The organism is Candidatus Lokiarchaeum ossiferum, assembly GCA_025839675.1.
GTDB lineage: Archaea > Asgardarchaeota > Lokiarchaeia > Sigyniarchaeales > Promethearchaeaceae > Lokiarchaeum > Lokiarchaeum ossiferum.
Window position 1 is genome coordinate 4,810,703 of record CP104013.1, and the last position, 14,525, is coordinate 4,825,227.

Here is a 14,525-nt window from a genome sequence, read left to right on the forward strand (position 1 = left end):
AAATTATATATTGGATAAATCGAAGCCCCTTGATTTCTTGATGGAAGCTATTAAAGATATTTTGTGTTTGCTCGTTCAAAATTTTTTTGATTTTATTGGAAATATGTGATTATTTGGAAAAGGGTTTAAAAAAAGGGGAAGAATACTCATTCCCGGGTGTTTGTTTTGTTTATTGTTTGGCTTTACGTCGTTTTTTGATGATAAGGAACTCGGGTATTACTAATGTCATACCAATTGGGATCCAGAAAAGACCCACATCTTCATACCAGTGAGAAATAGTTTCTCCAAATTCTGATGCAAAACTTTTCAAAGGAATTGTGTCAGTCGCCGAAACAATATGGATATTATTCTCAAATAAGTATGTCACATCGAATTCCCCTCCATCTGAGGTGAATTGTCCGAGCATTGGTCTACTTATCCGACTTGATCCAACATAATGCCATTTTAGTTTTGAAGTTGCACCGTCAATGATGTTTAAGTAGTTATAATTTGTATAAACTAAATCATTTGTTCCATCATCATCCATATCCTTAACTATCATGTAGGAATTAACCGCACTCACCATGAGTGGAGCATTGAATCGCCAGACTTCCGTACCGACATTGTTGTAGGCAACAACACCTTCTCTTTCGAGATTGAGGATTAATTCATCATAGCCATTACTTTGATAGATATCTCCTGCCATGAAACTCCGAAGTGATGTATCTGCAGCATAAGTGACTGATACTGTATTATGTGATATGATATCAAACATGGTAATAGTCCGATCATAACGATAGGCAATACTTGAATAGGAAGAAGAAGTGTAATGGAAATTTCCTACGACCATATCCCAAATATTGTTTCCCGTGTTGTGGGTCCAAATATGAGATCCATCTCCGCCTTCAACAAAATATATATCATCATTGTCTCCACCGAAAGCAACATCGAGAGTAGTTAAATCATTGAAGTAACCTACTACAATTTTGTTATTATTGTCATAGATTGTATCCTCACTTTTATACAATGAATTTCCATCATTGTCATACCATTCAAGATAAGATTCTGTTCCACTACTCTTTTCAAATAGAATAACACATTCATCACCAGGATTTTCAGAATCTGTATTAAATTCTCCAAAGTAATAATCAGCAATATCATAACCCGTTGGAGCAGAAATAGTGGCGATTGTTTTACCCGAATCTCCATCTAAATATAATAGTTCAAATTCTCCATCGGTTTTATTCTCAAAACTAACCGCAAAATCCAAATTTCCATCTTGATTTAAATCGGCAAATTTAACATTACGGATTGTTTTCTTATATTGAACGCTTATTATTACAGAAGGTTCACTTGTCCATAAATTCAAGTTCATTCCGTCGTTTATTACCAAAATTTCATCAATTCCAGGGGTGGAAGGGTCAATATCTTCGATATAATATTGGTCAATTTTATCCCCATTGGTCTCGAAATCAAGGTATAGTTGATGAGGATCAAATCCAGCAGGAGCATGTTTGGAATATCTATCAGTAGAATCATACACATTGATATATTCAAGATCGTTCCAAGATGCGATTAAATCAAAAGGACCATTACGCTTAAGGGATACTACGGCTCTATTTAGTGAGTTTGTTTTGTTAAACCACATAGCCATTCCACTCTTTCCATCAACAGCAACAGTATATCCATCATCTCCAACAACTATTACATCAAATAAACCATTTCCTCCAAATTTTCCAATCGTTATATCTTTGATTGTAAATGTTGGGGAATAATTCCATTGAGTTGCTCCACCTTCTAAATCCTCCAAGAATATTCCATTGGATTCTGTCTGGGCCAAGACTTCTAATCCTCCATCTCCATCAAAATCTTCAAGATATATTTTTGGACCGATTTTTCCGAAGTAGGTCGAGTTATGCAAATAATAACTATTATTTACATCGATGACATGAATCGCATCTCCACCAACAATCAGTTCCTCGAATCCATCTTCATTCAAGTCAATAGGGATCATTTCATACCTTCGTCCGCTATTAGAATTCATAACTCCTTCAGAAGTTTCAAAAATTAATGATCCATCAGTGATATTTATGACTGACACTCTTCCATATTGTTCTGAAATTGCCAATGATGAAACATTTGCATTGTTATAATATCCTGTTTGCATTGAATAGATGCTATATGTACAAACATCTTGTAGATCATCAATTTCTGTGCCATTATAGTCCAAAATTTGAATATCGTTTTCATATGCCAATAAGAATTCCATATATCCATCATTATTAATGTCAGCAATATGCCATACTGGAGTGTAATGAGTAGATGGTTTGGTCCAAATAACTGATCCATTTAAAGCACTAACCACTACAATTTCATCACTTTCATGATGTTTGAAACAAATTTCCAAATATCCATCAGAATTTAAGTCAACCACGTCCATGGTCAATGTGTGAGTTCCTGATCCAAAAGAATCTGCCCACAATAGACTTCCATCTTTCTTTAATACGGTCACTTGCTTTCCTTGCGTAGAAATTGTAATTATTTCATCATTACCATCACCATCCACATCAACACTTTTCATCAAGTCAGAATCGGGAACGTAGTTGATGTCATAATACCAAGCGCGTTCTGAATTATATAATTCCACTGGGCCTTCTGAAGGATCCCGAAATTCGTAGAAAAATACATTTCCGCGTTTAGTTGCGACGGCAATTTCCTCAAATCCATTACTTTTTGTATCATACACTGTTAAACCTGTGAAATCATTCTCATACTTCGGTGAAAGCCAAGTTTCTTCATAGGTCATGAAATCCGTTCCATCAGTAGAAGATTTCATTTCATAAACTCCAACTTGATCTTCCCAACCCGCGATAACTTCACGACGACCATCAGAATCAGTATCACCAACATCTAGATCCAATACTCTTAGTAGTTGATTAGCGGTCCAATCTGATTGTGGATTAATTCCATAACTTTGAACTCCTGCCCAATCAAATTGATCTCCGATCCATGACCAATCAAAGACATCTACTGTCCAAACGAGCGTATACATAAAACCTTCTCCATCCATTCCTACTATTGTTGGTGAAAATACTCTTGGATTAAAATAGCTCCAAGATGTATAGCCATACTCTGGATATTCCGTTCTAACTAAATCCGGTGGTATGGTGTTTAATGTGTGTTCTCGTCCCCAAGTCATTCCTAGATCAGAACTCGCAATAATTCCTATTCGATCCTCATAGGGGACCCCAACATTTTCATAAACTACAATAAGAGACTCATCATCTGATTTTAAAGTATCAATTTCTGGAAAAACTTCATCTGTGTATGAATCAGTTATTTGTCTTGCAATTGAATCAGAAAAACCTGATGAATCCCATTGAAGTAAATAAATATCATGATCTGGTTTTCCATTTTTAGCTGTAAGGGCTGAGAAAACAGTTGCATAGCTTCCATCCGATAATGTTGTTGTTGAAGTTGATTGAATGTCAAAATCAGCATATCCATCAAAAAATAATATTCCACTACCTGCATAAGATAAAGTTGATGAAATATCCATTGAGAATGCACCAATCCAGCTTCCCGATCCTAAATAATCATAATCGGCTCTAAATGTAATTCCAATATAATCAGAATCCATTTGAAATAAGCTTGGATAATGGAGTAAATCATTTGTGTTCAACGCACCTATTCCTACTGGTGTGTTCCATAGACCCGTTCCAGTATTCAATTCTGATGCCCAGAATTGTGTATCTCCAATGTTAGTTACGATTTTCCAAACAGCAAAAATTCGACCTGTTGTTGTACATGTAATCGTTGGTTCGCATTCATATATGAAAGATGCATAGGATGAATCTGGCATCACTTGTTTTGGAACTTCCCATTCTTCAGTACCCTTATTATAACGTTTCCACCAAAGGTCTGACTTGTTGTTATAAATTTGTAGAATGAAATTACTATACGGTCCACTTTCACAGTTCACCGCATCGCTTCGATATTCATTTTTAAGCCACAAATACTCGGTTGTGCTGGGTGCGTAAGTTTCATCCAATTCGATGACTGGGTAATTGGGGGAACTAGTTACATATTCGATTTTTTGATATTCAGAATCTGTTGAAGGAATATGTTCCCAAATATCAAAACCTTGACTATGACCTATGATTATTTCTTGAGACCAATCATAATCCTGATCATCTAGTTTGATAATTGTAATTGGATTCCAGTAAACAACTTCACGGGGTGCATTCCAAACCTCATAGAATGTACCACCTTGGCATTCATAAATATTTACAAAACCGTTTTTTCGAATAGCACGTGTATCATTGATACCACCTAATATAAGTTCCTTGTATCCATCTTGATCAGTATCTCCCGATGCGAGTGTGTCAATCCAAAAATATTTAAAATTGCTGTCTGCAATTGGATTACCAACTAAATCATATCTACCTTCCAAGCTCTTGCTTGTAACAAAGTATTCTTGATCCTCAATCCCTTCATAATTATTTTCGGGGACATTATAAACAAATAAATAGGGTCCTGCAGCCAATATCAATTCTCTTTGGCCATTATAATCAAGATCATCACCATTAATTAATGCGGTGATCTCAGTTACTTGATCCCAACCTGATTGGCCAACAAATTCTGAGTCCCAGAGATCAATTGAGTAAATAAATTGCATCTCATCTCCTCCAGTTAATCCCCTATCTTCAAATACATAGGCTTTTAGATTTGCTGTCACTATCATTTCTTTTAATCCATCCTGATCTAAATCAACATCAGCTAGAAGATTTGTCGCATGATCCCAAATCGTTCGAGTAAATTCACCAGATATTCCTTCCAAATCTTGATATAAATAGGGACTTTCTGTTGTACTTTCTTCATGGGTCAAATCAAAAGTTTTATACATCCGTTTATAATTATTTTCCACTAAGTTTTCAAATAGATAGACATTGTTATCATAATCACCAACAATTATTTCTCCTTTTCCATCTCCATCAGTATCTGCAGATGTAATTGATAACGTCCAATCTTTGAGATCCTCTTCAGTACTCCATGATTCAAGAACATGGTAACCAAAATTCATGAAGTTTGTATCTCCACTATCAAGGAGACTGAATTCCGTTCTGATAACTTCTGGATAGGATGCTACTATATAACTGTCGATTGCATCATATACTGGTTCTGCCCAGTGTGTGGTATGCGTTTCATTATTATATGTAACCATTAAAAACTCTGGATCATCATAATCGTATAAATTTGAATAGATATCATATGTTGAACCCGTACCTACTGGAATAATTCTTGTATCTGTCATTCCCAAAAATTTTAAATTCGTTTCAGGGCGAGTATTTGAAAATATTCGTTTATCTTGTCTCCAAATAGGCTTGTCCTTAGTTCCGTGATTCAAGAATGCTGTGGATCCATTTTTATTGGCGTAACTTAAAATTAAGTCCAAATCGTCATCTTTATCTAAATCGAAAAGTTCTGGTTGGCCCCATGCATTGGATTTTAATTCACTGTTCACATCTGCAAAGTAATCATGAATAAGGGTGAAATTCATAGTTTCCGTTTCAACCCAAAGATTTTTTGCCAAATATAAACGACCATTGGTGAAAATTAAATCTTGATCTCCATCTCCGTCGATATCATCAAAGACCATTTTTGGAGTGGTTTTTGACATTCCAACTAGTGCAGTGATTTCTCCAGTTAAATCATAATAATTGATATTCCTTCTTAGCGAAAATGGATCACTGAAACCTCCTCGAAACCAGAAATTCAATTCTGCGTTATATGTATCTACATCGTTACCATAAGGTTCGATATCTGGGCTGTATGATGCTACGGCGAGAAATGGTAGTGGACTCCCTGTGGCTGGAATTAAGGGGACTTCTACAGATACGAAAGGTTTATCTTTTATTGCTAAGTAGTTATTGATATCATTAAGATAGGCTTGAACTGTTGAATCTGGCAAGTTCGGAAAAGCTTCATAGGCAAATATTTCTGATTGCTGGGTTCCTACGAAGTAATTTGGTGCATCAAAATATGGATTAATATTTCCAAAAGTCCATGAGTTATAGTCTCCCGAAAGTGGTGGCAAAGGCATTGGAACATAATTGGTTGGATTGGGACCTTTTAGAAATCGCCATCCTGGAATACTCGCAACGGATTCAATGTGTTGCAAATCCCAAATTCCTGTTCCCGCTGCATAAAATTCGTCATCGCCAGAATCCCATACTAATTCATAGATATCTTCTGCACTATTCCACTGAATCCCTAGATATTTACCAGTCACTGTTCCAACAACAATCTTATTGGCTTCTTCTTCTCCATCCATATAAGCTTGTCCGTCTAATCGTAGTGGGCCAATGGTAAGGGATAATCCATCTGTTAAAAGGTTGTACACTTGCATCAATTCTAAAGAATTGATGTCATAGTTAGCATCGTTAAATACTGATAATTTTGCATACCTGAACCAATCCCATTTTCTCTCAATGAGTGCGTCATCTACATCAATTCGCAGTTTGTTTCCCGAAATTGTGAAATGATCTGAGAAAATTTGATCGAAATCTACCCCATCTTGAGAAATTGAGAAATTAAAATCTGAATAAATTGAAGTTGTTAGACTGGTTGAAAATGTGATTTCAACATCATAAGCATCACTTGCACTTCCAGATCCTTCTTCATCTAATCCAAAATCGACCACTGCAGATGCATTAGTCACCCCTGGAATTGAAGCATCAAAAGTTGAATAATTCCCATCGGGCGCCATTGACATTCCGGTATTGTAAGGATAGCAATCAGCATCTGGTTCAAAATGATCTGTTACCCAGACATAGTCTATTGGTTCAGGTGCATCGAAGTAAGGTGAGATTGGATTGCTATAAGTGACATTATTTGCCGAGATAACTCTGTCAACATAATGATCTAATCCCCAATAGCCAAAAGTTTCCCAATCCTCGTAAGCTCGAACTATTTTTTTATAATCAAAGGTTTTGGTAATTTCATTCCAATCTAATGAGAACACCCCTTGTCCTTGAGCGATCAAAGCTAATTCTTCTCCCTCACTTCCATCAAGTTCTCCAATATCCATTGATAGAATCGGGGTCCAAGTATAATTTTCACTCGTCCAAATTAATTCATACGCGTTATCTTGAATTAAGGGGAAATAATCACCATTGATTTCCATACTAATTCCATCATTTTCAAAAATAAACACAGTTCCTTCGCGAGTTCCAACAACAATTTCAGGAAGTCCATTATGATTAGTATCTCCCGATTCAAGAGAATAGATTTTTTCTCCATCCACATCATCATGATAAACTTGACGGTAGGTTATCCAATGTTCTTCGTTGAATGGATAACCAGAATGTTCATCGTATTCATAAAGGTATAATCCATCCCAAGATCCAACAATAATATCCGGTCGATAGTCTCGATCGGCATCTTCAATTTTCACATCAAACACTCGAAACATGGAAGGTGATGTCCATACCAATTCAAACATATTTTCAGTATTAGTGAATGGATCATAGATATGGCGTTGTTCAAAAACATACACATGCCCATCAGAACTTCCTGCAACGATTTCTAAGAAATCATTCAAATCAGTATCTCCAAATGCAATTGCCATTACATCACTTTGAATAATTCCATCACCACATACCCAAACCTTGTCAAAATCCCCTGTTTCAGTATTTAAACGATACAAATGTACTTCATTATCATACAAATATCCTCCAGCCATAGCTAAATATCCTGTATCTTCATGATAAGATACTGCATGAATGGCTGCTTGTGACTTCCAAGGTTGGTATATTTCAGTGTAATCATTATCCCGATCCCCAAGAACAACTCCAATATCTTGATCTGAAGGAAATTTAACCATTTCTTCTTCCAACAGATTAGTTACAGCGGGTTGAATGTCCATAGGGAGTTCATCTAAAATGTTTTCACCTACATCTTGAGTAATTTGTTTCAATTCTTCTTTTTGATTATAATTGGGCAATAACGATACTACGTTCATCATTACTAAGCTAAGTACGATTAAACCTGCAATTTTTGTTTTAATTAAGTTTTTCATTGATTATGCCCCTCCTTTTTTCTTTTTCAAAATTATTAAAATCGTGGTTCCTATTAATAGAACTGAACCACCTCCAATACCGCCCCAAAAGAGTGCAGGGTTAATTTGGGTGATCACCTCAAAATAGACAACCACTTTATGAACTGTGCCGTTGAGATCCCGGCCATAGACTTCCATTGTGTAATTTCCGGGTTCCCAAGTAATCGTGTCATTAAACCATTGTTGTTTATCCGCTTCATAGGTCATCGAGACATTATCACTCCATCCCGTGCCATTATCAAAGCGATACCATACATCACTAAAGGATGTAAAATTAACCACTCTGACTTGAGTTTTTAAATAAACTGTAGACTGGTTTTTAGGTAGTAACACTTTCATGCTTCCAGAACCTAGCGCAATACTTAGCATGTTATTAAATTCTTCTTTTGAGGTCCATACTAAAGGATCAGTACCAACAGCCATTTCAGTTCCATCGGAAAATCCATCTCCATCTGTATCTGATTTAGTAGGATCTGTTCCGTAGAGATAGTATTCATCTCCATCTAAGAGTCCATCAAAATCTGAATCGGGATTTTCAATACCTCCTCCATAAATTGCTTGAGTCCCAATTTTGAATTCTAATCCATCTGCTAATCCATCAAAATCTGTATCAAATTCGTATCCATCAATAATTCCATCGTTATCAGAATCATCATCCATTGGATCCGTGCCATAATAATGCACCTCTGCTCCATCAGGTAATAAATCGCCATCCGAATCTGGGTTTAATGGATCGGTGTTATATGTGGTAATTGTTACCGAAGCCACGAATGGAATCGGGACTTGGGATGCTGAAGCAGGCAATATAATTGTGAGTAATTCTTCATTATCATATAACCCATCTCCATCCGTATCATTATAGATGGCTGAAGTATTATATTTGAAAATTTCATCATAATCTGATAAAGTATCATTATCGGTATCTATCACTTGTGGATTAGTGTTGTATACAATAACTTCTAAGTAATCATTTACTCCATCCCCATCTGTATCATTCAAAACAGCACTTGTATTGTATTGAAATACGAGCGTTGCTGAAATGAAGGGGTAAAGTATATCAGTTTGATTCTTTAATTGCACTTCTAAACCGTCTTCAAGTCCATCTCCATCTGTATCATTACTTAATGGATTCAATGGGATTGGATCGGTCCAAGGAATTTGTCCAGAACCTAAATAAAGTTCAAGACCGTCTCTTAATCCATCCATATCGGTATCCGATCGGGTGGCATTTGTTCCATATACCATGACTTCATCATAATCGCTCATTGGCCAAGTCATTTTTCCTTCGGCATTTGGTTCAACAATAGAATCTCCATCGGTATCCCAATTGAGTGGATCGGTGTCATAGAACAAAATTTCTTCACCATCGGAAAGTCCTTCGCCATCAGAATCATAATCAAACGGATCCGTTCCATAGACAAATATTTCTTGATAGTCCGTGAGTCCATCATTATCGGAATCCTCATCCATTGGGTCGCTACCATATTTTAAGACTTCATCTCCATCAACAATGTTGTCTCCATCACTGTCATCGGTCAAAGGATTACTGTGCCAAAAGTAAACTTCTTCTCCGTCTGTCAGACCATCAAAATCCGTATCAATCAAGTTTGGATTAGTGAAGAAAATATAAAATTCATCACCATCAGGGATCATATCAAAATCACTATCCGCGGTTCGAGGATCTGTCCCAAGCAAAATTTCTTGCATATCAAATAGTCCATCATCATCGGTATCAGGATCGTTGGCATTTGTGTGGTTGCTATATGGATTGAGTACTCCTTCAATTCCATCAATTAATCCATCATCATCACTATCCCCATCTGTAGGATCGGTTCCATAGGCTAATTCAAATCCATCTCCGTTTAACCATTGACCTGGCAGTGGCGTATGATCGCTGTTACCCGTATCACCATCCGTATCAGGATTCACCGGATTTGTAAAAACATGCTTGAGTTCAGGTTCTCCCTCATCATCATAAACAATTAGATCAAAACCCGCAACTTCAGCTCCATCATTGCAGTCGAAGAGATAATAATTATTCAATTGCTTGTCGACCATTCCATTGTATAATTGATAATTGGAATCATCATCAGTATCCGCATCTAGAGGATGTGTGTATCCATAAAAGAATATGAGTGGATCTCCTGCAACTGCAGTATCGGTCTCATTATAGAGTGAGTCCAAACCATAATATGCTCCCATTGGGCCTTCATCTCCATCCATTAAACCATCCCCGTCCGTATCGGGGTTAAGTGGATCCGTGTGGTCATTGTAGGTTTCTCCTCCGATATTGATTTCAGTTACTGTGGTGGTAACATTATCAATATCCCATTTAGTGTAAATTTCATAAGCATCTGTCAATCCATCTCCATCTGTATCTTGAGAGAAAGGATCTGTGTTGTAAACTTTTAGTTCTTCATAATCAGTGACATCGTCCCAATCGGTATCTGGTTGAAGAGGGTTTGTTCCTTCATCCCATTCTTCCCCATCAGTTAATCCATCATTGTCTGTGTCTGGATCTGTGGCATCAGTTCCCATGGTTTTGACTTCAAGTTTATCTCCGGCTCCGTCTCCATCTGTATCTGGATTATTTGGATCTAATCCGGGGATCGTAGCTTCATACTCGTCTCCAAGCCCATCACCATCTGAATCGAAACCTATACCGGCATCTTCGTAATCGGTGTCACCCTTATTTGGGGATAAATCCCATGGACCGCCAGGTTCCCATGTCCAAGTTTTAGTTGTTGAAGCAAATAAAAACCGTAGCTTAATTTTAAGCGTTAGTATTAACCTAAGAGTTATCTTCATAGGAGCACTTGATGACAGATCTTGGAAGAATGTGAGAATTATTTCTAGTGACCCATCAATCACGATTTCGACGATCAAAAGATTAATGCCAATATGAATCGCCACTCCCAAAGTAATGACAATCGTCAATGTCGATACTTCGGGAGATGTTGCACTGGCAGCTTTCTTGCAAATATCTATTTCGACCCCTAAATATATGGAAATCGTTATCGAATCTAATCCCAGAAATTCGGCTACTGCATTAATTGCTCCTCCACCCATACCACCTGTGAAGAATTCTAAAAGGGTCATGGTTTTAGAAAGTTGGATTTTTATATTAAATCCCCATTCAATAATATTAAAGAAGTCTTCCCATTCAAAAATACCTCCTTTGAAAGTAAAGAGACTCATCTTGAAATGAGCACTGCCGGAAAATGATAATTCTAATCCCAAAGCGCCTAATAAATACTGCATAAAAGAGTTTTTAGATGAATCCATACCATCTACTCCCAGTTCTGCTACAAAAACGGGACTTATTTCAAAACATGCAAAAATAGTTTTGAAGAAATCACCTACGGAGTTCAATGAAAAAGTACTTCTTCCATCAAAGATCAAACTTTTAATAAAATCTAAAAGGGGTGTGGGATCGATATTAAAGTTGGCTGTAATTCCTAAATCTATTTTTAGATCGAAAAGCGACCATTCTCCCAATCCAATTGGGATTTTTCCATGGTAACCAATTATTTCTTGTCCTCCTCCAAAGATTCCCAAAATGGCTGTTTCCAGTTCATCTATCATAGGATTGAGTAAACCTGTTAACCAATCCATCACTTTTCCAATTATCCAATCTAATCCATTCGTAAATAATCCTTTAAGATCCATGGCAATTTTTAAGAACTGGTTTAACATTTCACTATACTGAGTTGGTATTAATCCTGAAACAATAGACATTATTTCATTAATGATTTGCGTTGCACTGGGTAGATCTTTTGGTTCTAAGCCAAACATCTCGGGGAAAAAGGATTTTAAGAGGTTCAAAAATGCATCTATAGGGACTCCATCAAAATAAGGGTGAATTGTAATAATCGACCCTACCGAAGTCCATAATGCTTGGAGTATACCTTTGAAAGACTTACCTTTCACCGAAGAAACGAGATTTAGAATTCCACTGGCAATTTCTCCAAAAGTGTTAATTGTTGAATTGAATGTTTCTGTTCTTTTTGCTTGAGGGGTAAATCCCGTTATCACACCTTTCAATAATTTAGGAATCGCTTGATACAAATTGGTCCCAACATCTTTCAGAGCATTTTTCATTAATTGTTTAAGAGACCCTGAATCGGTAATATAGGCAATCATACCTAAAATAGGTCGAACGGTTTCGTTCACAATTTTTTTTATGGTTGTTAAATCCGTGCTACCCATCCCTACTTCATCCAAAATGTCAAATGCAATCTCAAATAAGTCGGGTAATTGATTAACATCAAATCCATCATTGTAAATTCCGGTAATAATTGTCATAACATCTGCTATTATATTCCGAAGATTCGATGAAACTGAAGAAGCTAAACCTTCTTCTAATTTTGCTATGATTTCTGCTTTGAAATTTGCAACACTGGTCATTCCTCCTTCCTTGTAGTTTTTCACAATATTCATGACTTTTCGGGCTAGTTCTTCAGCATCTCCAACGATACTTGAATCCCCCACGAATTCTTGTAAAACTACTTTAACCAACTCAATTACTGATTCGGCATTGAAGTTGTCCACCAAATCGATTACTTTGAACGATAATTTCATCATGGATGTTATTTTGTCCATTCCGGCTTGCATATCGGTGCTAACTGTTCCAGCCAATAATTGGAGTAAAGGTCCACCTATGTTTTCTAATAATTCTTCAATATCAAAATTCACAAGAAAGGAAACGAGACTTTTTACCACTGATTTTACTTTTGGCAACATATCGGAGACTTCAGAAGGTGTCCATCCTAGTACGCCTGCAATAGTTTTGTTTAACAGTGCATCTAAGACGTTTTCCATAAAGAAACTAACCATTACATCAAAAACATTTTTCCCTTCATTGACCACTTCATCAATAGAATTCCACAAATCTTCTCCAAAATCTAAAATACTAAATATTGTATCCACAATTCCGCTAGATTCTTCTGGTAGTAGATCTGCCATGAGGGTCTGAATTAATTCCATAACAATTTCCATGATATCGGAGGTATCCCCACGTAAGTTGAATAATGCCTTCACAAAGATATTCAAGTAATCTTTCATGCTTTCAATAAAAGGAAATTCATTCGAAATAGCATCGATAACTATTTTTAGTGCACTTTCAGCGCTGGGATCTTTTGCCAATCCAATTAATTGAGTTATTTGTCCAAAAGATGATTGGATTGTTTCCATGATGTTCGAAGGGATAGATAGGGATGTATCACCTGTTGATTCCATAATGGTTAAGAGCACATCAACAATTTCTCCAATAGGTCCACTTAATCCTGAAAAGAGTGGAAGTTCTCCTAAATCAAAATCATCTTCTGCGGCAGCTTCCGGTGCGGATAGTTTGATTATTGGACTGAATCCTTCATCTAGTTCTTCTTCCGGAATTTCGGTAAGCTCTCCTTCTTCATCTTTATAATATGCGGTAGGTTCTAATTCAGCTTCATGACGATCCCACATGGCATTTTTCCGTTCTTCGGCTGCTTCGGGATCAATTTGTCCAACAGGTGTTTGAGGTTCGGTTGAAACTTGGAAGAGTGCATTGAAATTATCTGCGTAAATTTGCCCACTCATTTGTTTTAAGTCCTCAGCGGCTTTAAGATAGTTTTCATCTTCAGCGGATTTCTTTTCAGCAAGTTCTGCAACACTCCAGATATCGAACATAGTTAGTAAAATGGCATCGGTTTGTTCCGCTTCGCTGTGATGGATATAATTCGCATCGGAAGGAATAAATTTGTCAAAAGTTAGAGTGTTTCCCATTCCCATAATATGTTGGGTGTTTGGTTGAGCTAAAAGAAGTTTAGTAAAGGTGCGCCACGAAAGTGAGTACTCTTCAAAATTAACACCATACAAGTTTGAATCCAAAGCATAGATGGCCAGCCATGGAGCATCATAAAGTTCAAGTCGCAGATCTGTTGCGGAACTAATTGGGATCATTCTTACATTTTTCAATCTAAATCCGATCACCTCATGTACTGATTCTGCAATATCTATCATTTTTGGGAGATTAGGATCATAAAAGATGTAAACCCAATCTAAATCATATTTGTCTAACGGATTAGTGTCTTTCCGTTGACTTTCTTCCATAAATTCGGCAGCTGAAGCCGCTTGCGGAATAATACTAAAAGCAAACGTTGCTATAACGAATACTGAAAGAAGTTGAATGTGAAATTTGTGAGATTTATAAAACTTCATGAAAAAATTACTGCGAATTAGCTTAATTAATGTTTTCTTCGATATTGCCCCAATATTAGAATAATTCCAAAAAAAGGGATTGATTTCATTGTATTTTTTCCAAATTTACATCTGAAAATCTAGAAAAATTACCAAAAAAACCATTTCTAATTATTGAAGGGACTTAGATTATTACTACATGGAATAACAACTATTTTCAGTAATTAAGATTTAACCAATAATAAAT

Annotated in this window: 2 protein-coding genes; both read right to left on the reverse strand. The window is 36.5% G+C overall.

All coding sequences use genetic code 11. The features are described 5' to 3' along the window. Positions 1-169: 169 nt before the first annotated feature. Complete coding sequence (locus NEF87_RS20675) at positions 170-8,059, reverse strand: FG-GAP repeat domain-containing protein (protein ID WP_457917314.1); 7,890 nt, start codon at positions 8,057-8,059, stop codon at positions 170-172. Between the two features lie 3 nt (positions 8,060-8,062). Continuing rightward, a complete protein-coding gene (locus NEF87_RS20680; protein ID WP_457917315.1) occupies positions 8,063-14,299 on the reverse strand; it encodes a hypothetical protein in 6,237 nt (2,078 codons plus the stop codon). Between the last annotated feature and the right edge of the window lie 226 nt (positions 14,300-14,525).